Origin of the sequence: Neisseria sp. DTU_2021_1001991_1_SI_NGA_ILE_055 (assembly GCF_032342915.1) — a bacterium.
GTDB lineage: Bacteria > Pseudomonadota > Gammaproteobacteria > Burkholderiales > Neisseriaceae > Neisseria.
In genome coordinates this window covers 52,342-70,749 of sequence record NZ_CP135440.1, presented here as the reverse complement: position 1 = coordinate 70,749, position 18,408 = coordinate 52,342, and the positions used below count along the sequence as shown (strand labels likewise).

At 48.9% G+C, this 18,408-nt stretch carries 21 protein-coding genes; 14 read left to right on the top strand and 7 right to left on the bottom strand.

Annotated elements, in window-relative coordinates:
• Nucleotides 1–192: 192 nt before the first annotated feature.
• Nucleotides 193–813, bottom strand: coding sequence for an L-threonylcarbamoyladenylate synthase (locus RRV97_RS00340; RefSeq protein WP_036491940.1), 621 nt, complete (start codon nt 811–813; stop codon nt 193–195).
• 197 nt (nt 814–1,010) lie between these two features.
• On the opposite strand from RRV97_RS00340, the gene dusA reads away from it, so the two are divergent.
• From dusA to nqrM, 13 genes are all read left to right on the top strand, one after another.
• Nucleotides 1,011–2,015 (top strand): tRNA dihydrouridine(20/20a) synthase DusA, encoded by a 1,005-nt coding sequence (gene dusA, locus RRV97_RS00335; RefSeq protein WP_410505875.1) that lies wholly within the window; start codon nt 1,011–1,013, stop codon nt 2,013–2,015.
• Nucleotides 2,016–2,228: 213 nt separating this feature from the next.
• Entirely contained in the window at nt 2,229–2,711 is a 483-nt protein-coding gene (locus tag RRV97_RS00330; protein ID WP_003684427.1) for an Lrp/AsnC family transcriptional regulator, read from the top strand.
• Nucleotides 2,712–2,828: 117 nt separating this feature from the next.
• Nucleotides 2,829–3,425 carry a DUF1415 domain-containing protein gene (locus tag RRV97_RS00325; RefSeq protein WP_315611618.1) on the top strand — a complete coding sequence of 199 codons (597 nt, stop codon included), beginning with the start codon at nt 2,829–2,831 and terminating at the stop codon, nt 3,423–3,425.
• 13 nt (nt 3,426–3,438) lie between these two features.
• Complete coding sequence (locus tag RRV97_RS00320; RefSeq protein WP_315611617.1) at nt 3,439–3,798, top strand: YbaN family protein; 360 nt, start codon at nt 3,439–3,441, stop codon at nt 3,796–3,798.
• Nucleotides 3,799–4,238: 440 nt separating this feature from the next.
• Nucleotides 4,239–5,657 (top strand): sodium:proton antiporter, encoded by a 1,419-nt coding sequence (locus tag RRV97_RS00315; protein WP_315611616.1) that lies wholly within the window; start codon nt 4,239–4,241, stop codon nt 5,655–5,657.
• Nucleotides 5,658–5,994: 337 nt separating this feature from the next.
• Nucleotides 5,995–7,338 (top strand): Na(+)-translocating NADH-quinone reductase subunit A, encoded by a 1,344-nt coding sequence (locus tag RRV97_RS00310; protein ID WP_315611615.1) that lies wholly within the window; start codon nt 5,995–5,997, stop codon nt 7,336–7,338.
• 2 nt (nt 7,339–7,340) lie between these two features.
• Complete coding sequence (locus RRV97_RS00305) at nt 7,341–8,573, top strand: NADH:ubiquinone reductase (Na(+)-transporting) subunit B (RefSeq protein ID WP_315611614.1); 1,233 nt, start codon at nt 7,341–7,343, stop codon at nt 8,571–8,573.
• On the top strand, nt 8,566–9,342 hold the full coding sequence (locus RRV97_RS00300; RefSeq protein ID WP_003748805.1) for a Na(+)-translocating NADH-quinone reductase subunit C: 777 nt from the start codon (nt 8,566–8,568) through the stop codon (nt 9,340–9,342). Before RRV97_RS00305 ends, RRV97_RS00300 begins: the two co-directional genes overlap by 8 nt.
• Nucleotides 9,342–9,968: an NADH:ubiquinone reductase (Na(+)-transporting) subunit D gene (locus RRV97_RS00295; protein ID WP_036493003.1), complete on the top strand. Its 627-nt coding sequence runs from the start codon at nt 9,342–9,344 to the stop codon at nt 9,966–9,968. The genes RRV97_RS00300 and RRV97_RS00295 overlap by 1 nt, the downstream gene beginning before the upstream one ends.
• Before the next feature lie 3 nt (nt 9,969–9,971).
• Complete coding sequence (nqrE, locus tag RRV97_RS00290) at nt 9,972–10,565, top strand: NADH:ubiquinone reductase (Na(+)-transporting) subunit E (protein WP_003684365.1); 594 nt, start codon at nt 9,972–9,974, stop codon at nt 10,563–10,565.
• Nucleotides 10,566–10,578: 13 nt separating this feature from the next.
• On the top strand, nt 10,579–11,796 hold the full coding sequence (gene nqrF / locus RRV97_RS00285; protein WP_049352532.1) for an NADH:ubiquinone reductase (Na(+)-transporting) subunit F: 1,218 nt from the start codon (nt 10,579–10,581) through the stop codon (nt 11,794–11,796).
• A 132-nt stretch (nt 11,797–11,928) separates the two neighbouring features.
• A complete protein-coding gene (locus RRV97_RS00280) occupies nt 11,929–12,999 on the top strand; it encodes an FAD:protein FMN transferase (RefSeq protein WP_315611613.1) in 1,071 nt (356 codons plus the stop codon).
• 17 nt (nt 13,000–13,016) lie between these two features.
• On the top strand, nt 13,017–13,238 hold the full coding sequence (gene nqrM, locus RRV97_RS00275) for a (Na+)-NQR maturation NqrM (protein WP_003680888.1): 222 nt from the start codon (nt 13,017–13,019) through the stop codon (nt 13,236–13,238).
• 226 nt (nt 13,239–13,464) lie between these two features.
• Here the strand turns inward: nqrM and rpmG are convergent, their stop codons facing one another.
• The 6 genes from rpmG to RRV97_RS00245 form a co-directional block, all read right to left on the bottom strand.
• On the bottom strand, nt 13,465–13,620 hold the full coding sequence (gene rpmG, locus RRV97_RS00270; protein WP_003684373.1) for a 50S ribosomal protein L33: 156 nt from the start codon (nt 13,618–13,620) through the stop codon (nt 13,465–13,467).
• Between the two features lie 30 nt (nt 13,621–13,650).
• Nucleotides 13,651–13,884, bottom strand: coding sequence for a 50S ribosomal protein L28 (gene rpmB / locus RRV97_RS00265; RefSeq protein WP_002216391.1), 234 nt, complete (start codon nt 13,882–13,884; stop codon nt 13,651–13,653).
• Nucleotides 13,885–14,134: 250 nt separating this feature from the next.
• Complete coding sequence (gene brnQ, locus RRV97_RS00260) at nt 14,135–15,463, bottom strand: branched-chain amino acid transport system II carrier protein (protein ID WP_315611612.1); 1,329 nt, start codon at nt 15,461–15,463, stop codon at nt 14,135–14,137.
• Nucleotides 15,460–16,362 carry a ScpA family protein gene (locus RRV97_RS00255; RefSeq protein WP_315611611.1) on the bottom strand — a complete coding sequence of 301 codons (903 nt, stop codon included), beginning with the start codon at nt 16,360–16,362 and terminating at the stop codon, nt 15,460–15,462. The genes brnQ and RRV97_RS00255 overlap by 4 nt, the downstream gene beginning before the upstream one ends.
• A gap of 92 nt (nt 16,363–16,454) precedes the next feature.
• Nucleotides 16,455–16,922, bottom strand: coding sequence for a hypothetical protein (locus RRV97_RS00250; protein ID WP_315611610.1), 468 nt, complete (start codon nt 16,920–16,922; stop codon nt 16,455–16,457).
• Between the two features lie 10 nt (nt 16,923–16,932).
• Entirely contained in the window at nt 16,933–17,709 is a 777-nt protein-coding gene (locus RRV97_RS00245; protein WP_315092936.1) for a tRNA threonylcarbamoyladenosine dehydratase, read from the bottom strand.
• A 186-nt stretch (nt 17,710–17,895) separates the two neighbouring features.
• Between RRV97_RS00245 and RRV97_RS00240 the strand changes: the two genes are divergently transcribed.
• Nucleotides 17,896–18,360, top strand: coding sequence for a universal stress protein (locus RRV97_RS00240; protein WP_003748822.1), 465 nt, complete (start codon nt 17,896–17,898; stop codon nt 18,358–18,360).
• Nucleotides 18,361–18,408 lie beyond the last annotated feature (48 nt).

The following is an 18,408-nucleotide window of genomic DNA, read 5'->3' as shown; positions in this document are numbered from 1 at the left end:
TTTAAAATGAATTGTTTTCTAAGAAATGGAAAAGGCCGTCTGAAAGATTTCAGACGGCCTTTGATGAAATGATTTTGAACAATTGCTTAATTGAATAATTTGTTTTTTGAGCTATCAATAAAATTGGCAATATGCTTTTAATACATCATAGAAAGAATACGCATATCCCTACTTATACAGACGCGGATGGTTTTACAAACCAAATACGGCAATATCGCCCTTACCTTGACGAATCAGCTCGGTGCCATCGGTCATATCGATAACCGTCGTCGGTTCAGTACCGCACCAGCCGCCATCGATAACCAGATCGACAGCATGCTCAAGACGGTCTCGAATTTCGTATGGATCGGTCAACGGCTCTTCGTCTTCGGGCAGCATGAGGGTGCAACTTAAAATAGGTTCGCCCAATTCTTGCAAAAGTGCCAAGGCGGTGGCGTTATCAGGAACACGCAGGCCGATGGTTTTACGCTTGGGATGAAGCGTACGATTGGGCACTTCTTTGGTTGCCTGCAGGATAAAGGTGTAGCTTCCGGGCGTAGCTGCTTTGAGCTGGCGAAATTGGGCATTATCTACTTTGGCATAAGTACCCAATTCGCTCAAATCGGCACACATCAGGGTCAGATGGTGTTTTTGATCGATTTTACGAATCGCGAGAATGCGCTCCATCGCATTTTTGTCGCCGAGTTTGCAACCCAGCGCGTAGCAGGAGTCTGTAGGATAAACGATAACGCCGCCACTGCGGACAATGTCGGCGGCTTGTTTGATGAGGCGGTCTTGGGGATTATCGGGATGGATGGCGAAAAATTGTGCCATGTTTTTTCCTTATCATTCTAATGGTTTGTTGTTTGACATTTTAAAACTTATTTGGCCGTCTGAATATTGGATTTCCACCACCATGAATGGATTTAGCCTCAGCTACAACACCTTAGATATCATTTTGATTTACTGCTAATATCGAAAGTCAATTTGATACACTATATAATGCATTATTTTGTTTGAAAGCCATCTCAATGTCTGCTTCTTCCCTACCTTCACGCCGCTTGTCTGTTGCCCCCATGCTCGATTGGACAGACAGACACTATCGCTTTATGGCGCGACAAATTACGCGCAATGCCTGGCTTTATAGCGAAATGGTCAATTCAGGCGCGGTGGTTTATGGAGATAAAGACCACTTTTTAAGTTTCAACGAAGGCGAGCAGCCGGTAGCTTTACAGCTTGGCGGTTCAGATCCGCATGACTTGGCAATCGCCACCAAAGCGGCTGAGGCGTATGGCTATAATGAAGTCAACCTAAATTGCGGCTGCCCCAGCCCACGCGTTCAAAAAGGCGCTTTCGGCGCTTGCCTGATGAATGATGTAGATTTGGTGGCAGATTGTTTGAATGCGATGCAGGATGCAGTTGAAATTCCGGTAACGGTCAAACACCGCATTGGTGTAGACAGACAGACAGAATATCAAGTCGTAACAGATTTTGTGGGAACATTACGCGAAAAAACAGCCTGCCGCACATTTATCGTCCATGCGCGTAATGCCTGGTTGGACGGTTTATCCCCGAAAGAAAACCGCGAAGTCCCGCAACTCAAATATGAATACGTGTACCGTTTGAAACAAGAATTTCCAGACTTAGAAATTTTGATTAACGGCGGTATTACCACCAACGAAGAAATCGCCGAACACTTAAAATTTGTCGATGGCGTCATGATCGGGCGCGAGGCTTATCACAATCCAATGCTGATGCGCGATTGGGATGCACTGTTTTACAACGACGCACACGCACCAATCCAATACGCAGATTTAGCGGCTTGGCTATACGCATACAGCCGCGAACAAATCGCTTCAGGACGCGGCACCATCCTGCGCCACATCGTCCGCCACGCACTAGGCTTAATGCACGGCCTAAAAAATGCCCGCACTTGGCGCCGTATGCTCTCAGATGCTACTTTGCTGAAAGACAACGACGGCAGCCTGATTCTAGACGCATGGAAAGAAGTCGAACGCGCAAATATTTGGGATTAATGCCATATAGTGCGAATAAATGAAAGGCCGTCTGAAACATCCGTTTTCAGACGGCCTTCATCTTTTCACAACTACATAAAACAAATTCGCAACACCCTTTATAAGACAATTTGTCGCACATCTGAACTCAATATATAATTTAACCATGCAAGTCTTTATTTTTAAGCATTTTTCATTTTCAAAACATATATTATCGACACTGGGAGAACCATCATGCCTCATCTAAACTTGGATAAAACGGATTTAAAGATTCTGCAGGTTTTGCAGGAAAATGGACGGTTGAGCAATGTTGAGCTTTCTGAAAAGGTGGCGCTTTCCCCTTCTCCCTGCCTGCGCCGTCTCAAGCAGCTTGAAGATGCGGGCATTATTCAAAAATACGCCGCCCAGCTTTCCCCTGTTTCTTTGGGCTTGGGTTTGCAGGCTTTTATCCGTGTATCGATTAGTAAGGCAAAAGATGCGCGCGAGGATTTTTCCGAATCTGTCCGCGCTTGGCCGGAAGTATTGAGCTGCTTTGCGTTAACGGGTGAAACCGACTACCTGCTCCATGCCTTTTTTACCGATATGAACGCGTTTTCCCATTTTGTTTTGGATACGCTGCTTTCTCACCACGGCGTGCAAGATGCGCAATCGAGTTTTGTGTTGAAAGAAATTAAAAACACGACCGCTCTGCCTTTGGTTCATTTGGTTCAGGATTAATGATTTGAAACTGATAAAGGCCGTCTGTTGTTCAGACGGCCTTTTAAATTTCTATGGTTTGCGTTCACATCCATACACTTGTATACTTTTTAAGAATAATTCACATAAGCTTTTACCATGACTGACACCGCCCATCTCGACGCCCATACTGTTGCAGAACATACCAAACAATGGCTGGAAAAAGCCGTTATCGGCCTAAATCTCTGCCCGTTTGCCAAAGCGCCGCACGTTAAAAATCTGGTTCGCATCGTTGTCAGCGAAGCCCGTCATTTGGACGGTTTCCTTGAAGACTTGGATCGTGAATTGCAGCTTTTGGGCAATACGCCTGCTTCGGAATTGGAAACCACTTTACTGGTTCATCCAACGCTGTTCCCTGACTTTGAAACCTTCAACCAAATGTTGGAAATCGCCGATGATGCCGTTGTAGAAAACGAATTGGAAGGCATTGTCCAAATTGCGCCGTTCCATCCTGATTTTCAATTTGAAGGCACAGAAGCCGACGACATCAGCAACTACACCAACCGCTCGCCCTACCCGACCTTGCATCTGATCCGTGAAGACAGTATTGCCAAAGCGGCTGAAGCATTTCCCGATGCCTCGGCAATTTTCGACCGCAATATCGCGTTGCTGGAAAAAATGGGACATGAAGGTTGGGATAAGTTAGACATTCCGCGTTGTCCATTTCCGCATCACAAGCCGTCTGAAAACAAATAATTGGTGATGGAAGATGGTTCGTCATCTATTGATTTTTTGCGGCGCATTGTCGCTTGTCTTGGGCGTTATCGGCATTTTCCTGCCATTACTGCCGACTACGCCTTTCATTTTATTGACCGCTACTTGCTGGGCACAGGCTTCGCCGCGTTTTCACAATTGGCTCTATCATCACAGCTATTTCGGCCCGATCATACAAAACTGGGAAAACAACGGCGCAGTGCCTCGCAAGGCAAAGTTCTTCGCTATCGGCATGATGGCCCTTTCTTGCCTGTTTATGTTTTGGCAATTTCCGGAACGCTGGTGGATTGGTGTCGTATCATCAATCTTCTGCAGCTGCGTGGCAGTGTGGATGTGGTTACGGCCGGAGGCATAAAATAAAGCAGGTGGGCATTTTTGCTCACCTGCTTTATTTTCATACTAAATTTATCCATCAAAACAATCAGTAAGAACTAAAACACTCTATTCAACCCTCATTTTTCAGACGGCCTCCATTTATTCAATCAAATGTAAATTTTAGCTAAAATTAATCTAAATTGTTTTTCTGATAGAGCAATTATTAATAACCCAAACTCCTGTTTCAAAACCACTTTTCTACTACTTTCGACTACTTCCCTCCCTTTTATTTCTTTATTTGTATCAACATTTCTTTTGATTCCAATACTCTAAACCGTCCCTTAACACTTGCTTTGCGTTATACTTTCCCCTGACACAACCGCGCAGTTCGTCTGGATATTTTCAGACGGCCTGAATATTTCACCGCCGTGCTTTCTCAACGAAGTTCCTAACGGCGCAACAGAATAAAAAGGAAATACTATGCGCTACCTCTCGTTTTTACTGCTACTTGCCGCCTTCCCGGCAGCGGCATCCGATTTTGACGGCTCGTCCGCCAGCCTGCTTTGGGGGCTGCCGTTTGCCCTGATTCTCTTGTCTATCGCACTCGGACCTCTGTTTTTCTCCCGTATTTGGCACCACCACTTCGGCAAAATTACCGCGTTTTGGACGCTGCTGTTTCTGACGCCGTTTATCGTAACCTTTGGTTTCAGCGCCGGCGTACATACCGTTGCCCATGCGTTGGTCGAAGAATACATTCCGTTTATCCTGCTGCTTTTGGCGCTCTATACCATTTCGGGCGGTATTTTTGTCAGCGGCGACTTGCATGGCTCGCCGAAATTAAACACCACCCTGTTGGCAGTCGGTACGGCTTTGTCATCCGTCATGGGCACGACAGGCGCGGCGATGTTGATGATTCGCCCGCTTTTAAAAGCCAACCATAATCGCTACTATCGTGTTCACATCGTGATTTTCTTCATTTTCTTGGTAGCGAATATCGGCGGCGGCTTGACGCCGTTGGGCGATCCTCCGTTGTTTTTGGGTTTCCTGAAAGGCGTAGATTTCATGTGGACCGTCAAACATATGCTGATGCCTGTGTTGATCAGTTCCGTGGTTTTGCTGACTGTTTTCTACATCATCGACAGCAGACATTTTCATCGTGAACAACGCGAACACCTTGTCCCTGCTTCTACCGAAACCGAAGAGAAAGTCAAAATTTACGGCAAATGGAATTTCCTGTTGCTGGCAGGTGTAGTCGGCGCAGTTTTGCTCTCCGGCCTGTGGCAGCCGAATCATCCGGGTTTCGAGATTTTGGGCAGCCACTATGCACTGCAAAACTTAGCACGCGATGGTATTTTGCTGGCTCTGACCGCCGTATCTTGGATTATTACGCCCAAACAAGTACGCGCAGGCAATGAGTTCAACTTCGAGCCGATTGCCGAAGTAGGCAAACTGTTTTTGGGTATTTTCATTACCATTTCGCCTGTTTTGGCTATTTTGAAAGCCGGTGAAGCAGGCGCACTGGGCGCTGTCGTGTCTCTGGTTCACGACGCGGCAGGCAACCCGATTAATGTGATGTATTTCTGGATGAGCGGTTTGTTGTCGGCATTCTTGGATAACGCGCCGACTTATTTGGTGTTCTTCAATATGGCCGGTGGCGATGCCCAAGCCTTGATGACAGGCCACCTGTTCCATTCTCTGCTGGCAGTATCCATGGGTTCCGTATTTATGGGCGCGCTCACTTATATCGGTAATGCGCCGAACTTCATGGTAAAAGCCATTGCCGAACAACGCGGCGTACCGATGCCTTCCTTCTTCGGCTACATGGCATGGTCGGTGATTGTATTGGTACCGCTGTTTGCCCTGCATACGATGATTTTCTTCGTTTGGCAGCTCTTTTAAACTTAGAGGCCGTCTGAATTTCAGACGGCCTTTTATTTTCAGCTACATCATCAAACATAGCGTTTAAATATCAATCAGTTAAAAATTATTCCCCTTAACACTCGATTACATATTCCTACTTTTTTCCCACTTTTCCCGTAAAAATAAGCGTAAAACTGACATAAAGCAGCCTATACCTGATAAAATCTAAAGCTTTGTTGTTTGCGTTTATTCGTTGTTTTTATAGCAAACCTCTGCTTTTTTCAGACGGCCCGTCCTTTGTTTCAAAGCATTACATGCCGTCTGAAAAAACAATCCGACATCCGAATCTCAACCCACCAAAAAGTAACGCATCCTTATGATTAAGATAAAAAAAGGCTTAGACCTGCCTATCGCGGGCAGACCGGAGCAAGTCATTTATGACGGCCCGGCCATTACCGAAGTCGCGTTGCTTGGCGAAGAATATGTCGGCATGCGCCCCTCGATGAAAATCAAGGAAGGCGAAGCCGTCAAAAAAGGCCAAGTGCTGTTTGAAGACAAAAAGAATCCGGGCGTAGTATTTACCGCGCCGGCTTCAGGCAAAATCGCCGCGATTCACCGTGGCGAAAAGCGCGTACTTCAGTCAGTCGTGATTGCCGTCGAAGGCAACGACGAAATCGAGTTCGAACGCTACGCACCTGAAGCGTTGGCAAAATTGAGCAACGAAGAGGTGCGCCGCAACCTGATTCAATCCGGTTTGTGGACTGCGCTGCGCACCCGTCCGTTCAGCAAAATTCCTGCCGTCGATGCCGAGCCGTTCGCCATCTTCGTCAATGCGATGGACACCAATCCGCTGGCTGCCGATCCTACGGTCATCATCAAAGAAGCCGCCGAAGACTTCAAACACGGCCTGTTGGTATTGAGTCGCCTGACTGAGCGTAAAATTCATGTGTGCAAAGCTGCCGGTGCAGACGTACCGTCTGAAAACGCCGCCAATATTGAAACACATGAATTTAGCGGCCCGCATCCTGCCGGTTTGAGCGGTACGCACATTCATTTCATCGAGCCAGTCGGCGCGAATAAAACCGTTTGGACCATCAATTATCAAGACGTGATTGCCATCGGACGTTTGTTTACCACAGGCCGTCTGAACACCGAGCGCGTGATTGCCTTAGGTGGCTCTCAAGTCAACAAACCGCGCCTTTTGCGTACCGTTTTGGGTGCAAAAGTATCGCAAATTACCGCCGGCGAATTAGTTGAAGCAGACAACCGCGTGATTTCCGGCTCGGTATTGAACGGCGCGATTGCACAAGGCGCACACGATTACCTCGGCCGCTACCACAATCAGATTTCCGTTATCGAAGAAGGCCGCAGCAAAGAGCTGTTCGGCTGGGTTGCGCCGCAGCCGGACAAATATTCCATCACGCGCACAACCCTCGGTCATTTCCTGAAAAACAAACTCTTCAAGTTCAACACAGCCGTCAACGGCGACGACCGCGCCATGGTTCCCATCGGTACTTACGAGCGCGTGATGCCATTGGATATCCTGCCTACCCTGCTCTTGCGCGATTTAATCGTCGGCGATACCGACAGCGCTCAGGCACTGGGTTGCTTGGAATTGGACGAAGAAGACCTCGCTTTGTGCAGCTTCGTCTGCCCGGGCAAATACGAATACGGCCCGCTGTTGCGCAAGGTGCTGGAAACCATTGAGAAGGAAGGCTGATTATGGGCTTGAAACATTTTCTTGAAAAAATCGAACCGCACTTCCTGCCGGGCGGCAAACATGAAAAATGGTATGCCCTCTACGAAGCTGCGGCGACGATTTTCTACACATCCGGCGCGGTAACGCGCAAAGCGGCACACGTCCGCGACGCGCTCGACTCCAAACGCATGATGATTTTGGTGTGGCTGGCTCTGTTCCCTGCCATGTTCTACGGCATGTACAACGTTGGTGTACAGGCATTCGGTGCGTTAACGCCCGATTTGTTGCAACAAAACATCGCCAACGACTGGCATTACGCCCTTGCCAACGCTTTGGGCATCAATATGTCGTCTGAAGCGGGCGTGTTGGGCAAAATGCTGTTCGGCGCGATTTACTTCCTGCCTATTTACGCGACTGTATTTGTCGTGGGCGGCTTCTGGGAAGTTTTGTTCGCCACCGTGCGTAAACACGAAATCAACGAAGGTTTCTTCGTGACTTCGATTTTGTTCGCCTTAATCGTTCCGCCTACCCTGCCGCTGTGGCAGGCTGCCTTGGGTATTACCTTCGGCGTGGTGGTTGCAAAAGAGGTATTCGGCGGTACGGGTAAAAACTTTATGAACCCTGCGCTGGCAGGCCGTGCCTTCTTGTTCTTCGCCTATCCTGCCAATATTACCGGCGACACCGTTTGGACGGCGGTTGACGGCTATTCCGGCGCAACCGCGCTGGCTCAATGGGCGGCACACGGTGCAGACGGCCTGCAAAATGCCGTTACCGGTAAATCCATCACTTGGATGGATGCGTTTATCGGTAATCTGCCCGGCTCTATCGGCGAAGTATCCACTTTGGCGCTTTTAATCGGCGGCGCGTTTATCGTGTTTGCCCGCATCGCTTCTTGGCGCATTATTGCCGGCGTGATGATCGGTATGATTGCCATGTCTTCGCTGTTTAACTTTATCGGTTCGGACACCAATCCGATGTTCAGCATGCCTTGGTATTGGCATCTGGTTGTCGGTGGCTTTGCCATTGGTATGCTGTTTATGGCGACCGACCCTGTTTCCGCTTCCTTTACCAATGTCGGCAAATGGTGGTACGGCGCGCTGATTGGTGTGATGTGCGTATTGATCCGCGTGGTCAACCCTGCTTACCCCGAAGGCATGATGTTGGCAATTCTGTTTGCCAACCTGTTTGCCCCGATTTTCGACTATTTCGTCGCACAAGCGAACATCAAACGCAGAAAGGCGCGCAGCAATGGCTAAGAAATTCGATAAAGACAGCTTCAGTGGCACGCTGATTGTGGTATTGGTTGTCAGCCTGATTTGTTCCATCATCGTTGCCGGTGCGGTCGTCGGCTTGAAACCCATCCAAGAGAAACAAAAACTCCAAGACAAACAAGGCTATATCTTGAGTGTAGCCGGTTTGATGGATAAAAACACCGACATCAGCAAAACCTTTGCCGAGCGTATCGAGCAACGCGTTGTCGATTTGGCAACCGGCGAATACGTGAAAGATGCGCCGAAAGACTTCAGCGCGCGCATCGCAGGCAAAGACCCTGCCCAAAGCATCCAAATCAAACCCGAAGACGATTTGGCAGGTATCAAGAGCCGTGCCAAATACACCGAGGTTTATCTGGTAAAAGGCGATGACGGCAAAGTCAGCCAAATCATCCTGCCTATGCACGGTAACGGTTTGTGGTCTGTTATGTACGGCTTTGTCGCCATCCAACCCGACGGCAACACCATCAACGGCATCACTTACTACGACCAAGGCGAAACCCCGGGCTTGGGCGGCGAAATCGGCAATCCGTTGTGGCAACAAAAATTCGTCGGCAAAAAACTGTTTGACGAACAAGGCAAACTCGCCCTGCATGTCGGCAAAGGCGCAAGTTCGGACAAAGAACACGGCGTAGATGCCCTCTCCGGCGCATCGCTGACATCTAAAGGCGTGCAAGGTTCGTTCGCCTACTGGTTCGGCGAAAACGGCTATATCCCCTACCTGAACAAATTGAAATCAGCAGGAGCACAATAATGGCTGACATGAAACGCTTGAAATATTTGATGTTTTCACCCTTTATCGACAACAACCCGATTGCCTTGCAGGTTTTGGGTATTTGTTCGGCTTTGGCAGTTACCACCAAGCTTCAGACGGCCATCGTGATGGGTATTTCTGTGAGTTTGGTAACCGGTTTTTCCAGCTTTTTCATCTCATTGGTACGCAACTACATCCCCAACAGCATCCGTATTATTGTGCAAATGGCGATTGTTGCCTCTTTGGTAACGCTGGTTGACCAACTGCTTCAGGCCTTTGCCTATGAACTGTCCAAACAGCTGTCCGTATTCGTCGGCCTGATTATTACCAACTGTATCGTGATGGGCCGTGCCGAAGCATTCGCCATGAAAGAGCCTCCTTTGGAGAGCTTGGTTGACGGTATCGGCAACGGCGCAGGTTACGGCATGATGTTGATCATCATCGCAACCATCCGCGAACTGATCGGCTCAGGCAAGCTCTTTGGCTACACCATTTTCCAAACCGTACAAGATGGCGGCTGGTATCAAACCAACGGCTTGTTCCTGCTCGCCCCTAGCGCGTTCTTCATCATCGGTTTCTTGGTATGGGGTCTGCGCACTTGGAAACCTGAACAGGCGGAGAAATAACACATGGAACATTACTTAAGCCTCTTTGTAAAATCCGTCTTTCTGGAAAACATGGCACTTTCCTTCTTCTTGGGGATGTGTACATTTTTGGCGGTATCTAAAAAAGTATCCACTGCATTCGGTTTGGGCGTTGCCGTCACTTTCGTACTCGGCCTGTCCGTCCCAGCCAACCAACTTGTTTATTCGCTGTTGAAAGACGGCGCACTGGTTGAAGGCGTGGACCTGACCTTCCTGAAATTCATCACCTTCATCGGCGTGATTGCTGCTTTGGTGCAGATTCTGGAAATGTTCTTGGACAAATTCGTCCCTGCCCTCTACAACGCATTGGGTATCTACCTGCCCCTGATTACCGTAAACTGCGCGATTTTCGGTGCCGTATCGTTTATGGCGCAACGCGAATACAACTTCGGCGAGTCCGTTGTATACGGTTTCGGCGCAGGCTTGGGCTGGCTTTTGGCTATTGTCGCTTTGGCGGGCATTACCGAAAAAATGAAATATTCGGATGTCCCTAAAGGCCTCAAAGGCTTGGGCATTACCTTTATCGCTGCTGGCCTGATGGCAATGGCGTTTATGTCGTTCTCCGGCATCCAGTTATAAGAAAGGAATCGGCATGGAGATTATTTTAGGTATCGTGATGTTTACCGTCATCGTCTTGGTTTTGGCACTGATGATTCTGTTTGCCAAATCCAAGTTGGTGAGCGAAGGCGACATCACTATCAAAGTCAATAACGAAAAAGAGCTGACGATGCCTGCCGGCGGCAAACTGCTGGGTGCGCTTGCCAGCCAAGGTATCTTCGTTCCTTCCGCCTGCGGTGGCGGCGGCTCATGCGGTCAGTGCCGCGTTGTCGTGAAAAGCGGCGGCGGCGACATTCTGCCGACCGAGTTGTCCCACATCAGCAAACGCGAAGCACGCGAAGGCTGCCGTCTGTCTTGTCAGGTCAACGTCAAAACCGACATGGACATCGAAGTACCGGAAGAAGTGTTCGGCGTGAAAAAATGGGAATGTACTGTCATCTCCAATGACAACAAAGCCACGTTCATTAAAGAACTCAAACTTGCCATTCCCGAAGGCGAAGAAGTTCCCTTCCGCGCCGGCGGCTACATCCAAATTGAAGCCCCTCCTCACACTGTTGCCTACAAAGACTTCGATATTCCTAAGGAATACCACGAAGACTGGGACAAATACAATCTATGGCAATACGTTTCCAAAGTGGACGAGCCGATTTTGCGCGCTTACTCTATGGCTTCATATCCAGAAGAGAAAGGCATCATCATGCTGAACGTGCGTATCGCCACACCGCCTCCGCGCGTACCTGATGCGCCTCCGGGACAAATGTCGTCCTACATCTGGTCGCTCAAACCCGGTGATAAAGTAACGATTTCCGGTCCGTTTGGCGAATTCTTTGCCAAAGATACCGATGCCGAAATGGTATTTATCGGCGGCGGTGCAGGTATGGCGCCGATGCGTTCCCACATTTTCGACCAGCTGAAACGTTTGAACTCCAAACGTAAGATTACCTTCTGGTATGGTGCACGTTCTAAACGCGAGATGTTCTATGTCGAAGACTTCGACCAACTCGCAGCAGAATTCCCGAACTTCACATGGCACGTTGCCTTGTCCGACCCATTGCCTGAAGACAACTGGGACGGTTACACAGGCTTCATCCACAACGTGGTTTACGAAAACCACCTAAAAAACCATGAAGCACCGGAAGACTGCGAATTCTACATGTGCGGCCCTCCAATCATGAACCAGTCCGTGATCAAAATGCTCAAAGATTTGGGCGTGGAAGACGAAAACATCCTCTTGGACGATTTCGGCGGTTAACAGACAAAAAGGAAGAGACTTCGGTTTCTTCCTTTTTTATTGCCAGGCCGTCTGAAAATCATACTTTCAGACGGCCTGAACCTTTCTTTTACGATACAATAAAGGCTTCAAAAAATAATCCGCAAATCCCTTATGCCGTTTCTTTCCAATTCGTTTTACCGTCCGATAATCGGTTGCACCGTTGCCATCTTTTCCGCATTTACACTCTCTGCCTGCCAACCTGAAAAACAACAACAAACCATCACCCTGCAAGGCGAGACCATGGGCACGACCTATACCGTCAAATACCTTTCAGACGGCCAAGACAAACTCCCCTCCCCTGCCGAAATACAAAAACGCATTGATGACGCGCTTAAAGAAGTCAATCGGCAAATGTCTACCTACCAGACCGATTCCGAAATCAGCCAATTCAACCAGCTGCATACCGTCAATCAGGCAATGCCCATTTCCCAAGACTTTGCCTATGTAACCGGCGAAGCCTTACGTTTAAACAAACTGACGCACGGCGCACTGGACGTAACCGTCGGCCCTTTGGTCAACCTTTGGGGATTCGGCCCGCAAAAAGAAATCACGCACGAACCGACTGCACAAGAAATCCAACATGCTTCAGAAATGGTCGGTACGGACAAACTCAAACTTTCCCAAGACGGACAACGGCCTACACTTGCCAAAACCCACCCCGAAGTCTATTTAGACCTATCCTCCATCGCCAAAGGATTCGGCGTGGATAAAACCGCCGCCGAACTTGAAAAACTCAATATCGGCAATTATTTGGTTGAAATCGGCGGCGAGTTGCATGGCAAAGGTCGCAATGCGCAAGGCAACCCTTGGCGTATCGGCATCGAGCAGCCCAATATCGTTCAAGGCGGCACCACTCAAATTACCATTCCATTGGACAATAAATCACTGGCCACATCCGGCGACTACCGCATTTTCCATGTCGATAAGTCAGGCCGTCGCCTTTCCCATATCATCAACCCCAAAACCAAACAACCCATCAGCCACAACCTTGCTTCCATCAGCGTAGTAGCAGAAAACGCCACACTTGCAGACGGCCTTTCTACCGGATTGTTCGTCCTCGGAGAAACTGAAGCGCTTAAACTTGCCGAGCAAGAAAATCTCGCCGTTTTCCTTATCATCCGAACTCCGCAAGGCGGCTACCATACTAAAATGTCCAGCGCATTCAAGAAATTATTAAACTAACCTTCAGGAATACACACATGAAAACCCTCCTTCTGACTTTCGGCATCTTTATCATCGTCATCCTCGGCATGGCAGTCGGCTATATTTTCTCCAAACGCACCATCAAAGGCAGCTGCGGTGGCATTTCCTCTCTCGGTATGAAGAAAATGTGTGATTGCGACACGCCATGCGATACCTTGCAAAAAGAGCTGGATAAAAAACAACATTCCGACAATCAAGGCATCAAGGTTGATCATTAAGTCGTTTTTGAATGTTTATTCATGATTTAAGGCTGTTTATCCCCCATCAGGCCGTCTGAAAAACAAAAGAGCGTGATCCCAATGGATATACGCTCTTTTTTTGCCTCTTCCAAAGCAATCCCAAAATATCTTGCCCACCCGTTTAAATCAAGACCACTCCAAACCAATCATAAAACAAAAAGAAAAGCTCCTGCAAAACAGGAGCTTTTTCTTGGAAGAAACCGGATTATTTCAATTTAGTTTCTTTGTAAATAACGTGTTTACGGGCTACTGGGTCAAATTTTTTGATTTCCAGTTTGCCAGGCATAGTACGTTTGTTTTTAGTAGTTGTGTAGAAGTGACCAGTACCAGCGCTGGACTCCAGTTTGATTTTATCGCGCATTGCAGTAATCCTTAATTAATGGTGTTTAAATTAAGCTTCGCCGCGAGCACGCAAATCAGCCAATACGACATCAATGCCTACTTTATCGATGGTGCGCAATGCAGCGTTAGAAACGCGCAGGCGAACCCAGCGGTTTTCACTTTCTACCCAGAAACGACGTGATTGCAAGTTAGGCAAAAAACGACGTTTGGTTTTGTTGTTGGCGTGTGATACGTTATTGCCAGACATCGGGCGCTTACCGGTCACTTTGCAAACTCGTGCCATGGTTAGTCTCCAAACTTCTAAAATAGTAAAACGCGATTTATACCACGAAATCCGCCTTCAGTTCAAGTCGTTTACTGAAAAAACGGGATTTGTGGAAATAAACCTTCTCAATATGTTGCATCTGCGAAACGGTATCTCGCAAAGCCTTAACTTTTCAATTATAACGGATTTCTTCAAAAAAATCATCTGTCGTTTGCTTGGTCGGCGAAATAAACAGGCCGTCTGAACATTTCAGACGGCCTGTTTATCGTCACGCTTTTTTCTTCAACGCCGCATTCAAAATGCAGCCGAGTATAAAGCAGGCTAAAGAAGGAACAACCCACCCTAAACCGATATGGTAAAACGGCAATGCGCGCTCGATGGCGGCAGCGGTATCGGCACCCAATCCAAACGCGGCCTTATAAGCATCGAGCAAACCGACCATAAGGGCCGCCATCATGGTGCAGAAATAGACAATACGGCCGCCGCCGAACAGTTTATCCGTCAAAGCCAGCAGAATGATGACGATGGTCAGCGGATACAACAGCATCAGCATTGGGATGGAAAACTGTAAAATCGCTGACAGGCCTTTATTGGCCAACAGGATAGACACCACCGTATTCAGTATTACAAAGACTTTATAAGAAATACCCGGGCAAAGACGGTTGAAATATTCGGCGCATGAAGTAATCAAGCCAACCGCCGTACTCAGACAAGCCAGCAGCACCATGACGCCAAGCAACACAATACCGGCCGTACCGAAATAATGCTGTGCGGTTTTAGACAAAACCGACGCGCCGTTTTCCTGCAAGCCGATACCGGCCACGCCTGTCGCACCCATATAGCCGATAAACAGGTAAACCACTGCCAAACAAGAAGCCGCCAACACACCGGAAATCGTCGTGGTCTTCAGCAAATCCGCGCGGTTGTCCACGCCCATGGCGCGAACGGCATCGATGACGATAATGGCAAACACCAGCGAAGCCAGCGCGTCCATGGTGCCGTAGCCTTCCAAAATACCTTTAACCAACGGATGAGCGGCAAAATCGCCTTGTGCAGTCTGCGGCATACCCATCGGGTTAATAGCGGCATAGCCGACCAATATTGCAATTGCCAGCAATAAAACGGGCGTAAGGATTTTACCGATACGGTCAACCAGTTTCCCCGGAGAAATCGACAGCCAATAAGTCATGCCGAAAAACACCAGGCTGAATACGGCCAATGCGATGTTTTTCCAAGATTCATCAATGAAAGGGGAAATTGCGGTTTCAAAAGACACTGTCGCCGTACGCGGCATGGCAAACAGAGGGCCAATTGCCAAATAAAGCGCAGTGGCAAAAGTCACGCCGTACCAAGGCGCAACACGGGAAGCCAGTGCCTCCACATCACGCGAGCCAGAATAGCCGACGGCAATCACGCCCAATAATGGCAAACCCGCCCCTGTCAGCAGAAAGCCGAACATTGCCGAAAGCCAGTTTTCGCCGGCCTGCTGCCCCAAATAAGCCGGGTAAATTAAGTTACCCGCGCCGAAAAACAGCGCAAACAGCATCAAACCCACCGCCCATAAAGAGGCCTTGCTGCGACTTGTCGTCGAATTCATCTTAAATTCTCTTTTTCCAAATACCCGTTATCGGCTTCATCGATTTCAAGGCCGTCTGAAAGCATTTCGGCTTCGTTTGTTTCCAAACCGTCTTTCAGGCTGATTTCGATTTCGCCATAATTTTCCGGCTGTACGATACGCACCAAGCCTTCTTTGGCCAGTTCCAGCAATGCAATAAAATTGACCACCACATACGTCGCGCCCTGCTCCGGCTTAAACAAATCGCTGAACTTGCTGATACCGCTTTCGTTCAAACGGCGCAAAATCGCCGTCATCTGCGCGCGCACGGAAATGGTTTCCCGCACCACTTCATGACTGCGCGTATGCTTGGCACGCGATAAAATACCCAACCAAGCCTGCGTCAAATCGGCAACGTACACTTCCGGCAACTTCGCTTCGACCGCAATTTCCAACGGCAAATATGCCCAAGCGAAATCACGTCCGGCACGCGGCAATGCGTCCAAGCCCTGAGCCGCCAGTTTCATCTGTTCGTAAGCCAACAGACGGCGCACCAACTCGGCACGCGGATCCGCCTCTTCATCCTCGACCTCTTCAGGACGCGGCAACAGCAGGCGCGATTTAATTTCAATCAGCATTGCTGCCATCAGCAGGTATTCCGCTGCCAAATCAAACTGATACGCTTCCATTTGGGCAATATAGTGCAGATACTGCTCGGTAATCTTCACCATCGGAATATCAAGGACATCGATATTTTGCTTGCGGATAAGGTACAGCAGCAAATCCAACGGCCCTTGGAAGCTGCTCAATACCACCTTCAACGCATCAGGCGGAATAAACAAATCCTGCGGCACATCGGTAACAGGCTGACCGAACACCCACGCAACGGTATGTTCAGACGGCGTTGCGGCAGTGGAAGGAATAAGGTGTTCTGAAGGCATGGTTAAAGGGTCTTTTTCTTTTTAAGTTTAGTAAGAAGTTTCATCAACAACAGGCCGTCTGAAACAAGGACAACCCATTTTTAATATAAAAATCAGCGTTTTTTACGATTGATTTGCAAAGAAACAATGGCGACGGCAAAGGTCTGCGCCAAGGCCATACCCAACAGCGGCAGGCTGGCGAAAACTGTACCCGTCAGTACCGAACTGATATCTCGGGACAACACAAAACCATCCCTCGCAAGCATCGCCACTATCAAAGCCAACAGCAGCAAACTTTCGCAGCCGACCAAAAGCCAAATCATTTTAACCGTATGGCATTTGCGCCATTTCATGATACCGGCGTGCACAAGGCTGAATATCACAACGGACAGAAACGGATAAAGAAAAGTGGTGAACGGGCGGGTATAACCGCTTTGCACACACAAATAATCGCCGGGCAACGTATTGCATTCCATCACATCGAGAAACATCGGATCGACAGCATACATCAACACGCCGAACCATACCGCATAAATCAGGCTGGAGATAAAGTAGGCTTTAAAAAATCGGCTCTTACCCATTTCCTACCCCTCACTTCCGCCCTGCGATATGCTCCACCGCAGCCTGCGCGCAATACAGCCCAAACGAAGCCGTCACCAGCATACTCGCCCCATAGCCCGCGCAGGACAAACCTTGCGGCGCGGCATCGGTCGAACACGCTTCGCCGGATTGCGGCGGCGTAATATTCTCGGTTGAATAAACGCAAGGCACGCGCATTTTTTCTTTGGTATCGCGGCTAAAGCCGTAGCGTTTGCGCAAGGTGTAGCGCAAGTTGGAAAGCAGCGGATCGTGGGTAACGCGGCTCAAATCGGCGGTTTGAATCAACGCCGGATTCTTCTGTCCGCCCGCTCCGCCGCTGATAATAAACGGTTGTTTATGTTGCACGAAATACGCCGCCATCGCCGCCTTGACACGGATTTGGTCGATGGCGTCGATGACAAAATCAAAAGGCCGTCTGAAAAGCTCGTCCAGATTGTCTTCCGTCACAAAATCTTCAATTTCCGTCACTTCGCATTGCGGATTGATTTGGGCAATGCGTTCGCGTAAAGCGGTAACTTTTGCCTTACCGAAATCATCGGTCAAGGCGTGCAATTGGCGGTTGACATTGGATTCGGCAACATTGTCCAAATCAATCAGCGTTAAACGACCGATGCCGCTCCTCGCCAATGCCTCCACCGCCCACGAGCCGACGCCGCCGACGCCGACCACGCACACATGCGCACGCGAAAAGCGCACCAGTGCTTCGTCTCCGTAAAGTCTGGCAATGCCGCCAAAGCGGCGCGAAGAAAGAAAAGCGGCGTCCTGCATAAGCAACCTTGTGATATATCAATAAATTAATGAAAAACGCGACAGGCGATTCGGACAGACATTATACTTGAAAGCAGATGGGCTGTTGTACCTGCCCGAAAGAGTTTATAATCGTTTCACATTCAGACAAGTTCTGATTTCATATTAAACGAAAGTGCCGCTACTCGGCGCAAAAGGAGAATGAATATGTACAAACATCTGGTTGTAGCCGTTGACGGTAGCGAGACCTCCCTCAATGCATTGAAACATGCCGCCGAACTGGCAAGCCTCAACAAAGCCCAACTGACTTTGGTTCACGTTGCCAACCCTGCCGAATACATGGCTTTGGCGCCTGAATTCCTGCAACACGAAAGCTACGAAGCCGCCGCCGTTGCCCAAGGTAACGAAGTTTTGGATTTCGCAGAAAAAACAGCGCGTGAAAACGGCGTTGAAAACATCGTGAAACACCTGTTGGTCGCCAACAAAGGCGCGCGCGAAATGGCTCAAGACTTGGTTGACTACGCCGACGAAAACGGCGCCGACCTGCTGGTACTCGGCACACACGGCCGCACCGGTCTGATGCACCTGCTGATGGGCAGCTTCGCCGAGACCGTAATGCGCCAAAGCCACCTGCCTCTGCTGATTATCCGCAGCAAAGCTGAAGAAGCATAATCAAGCATTGATTTAAAATAGCGAAAGGCCGTCTGAATATTTTTCAGA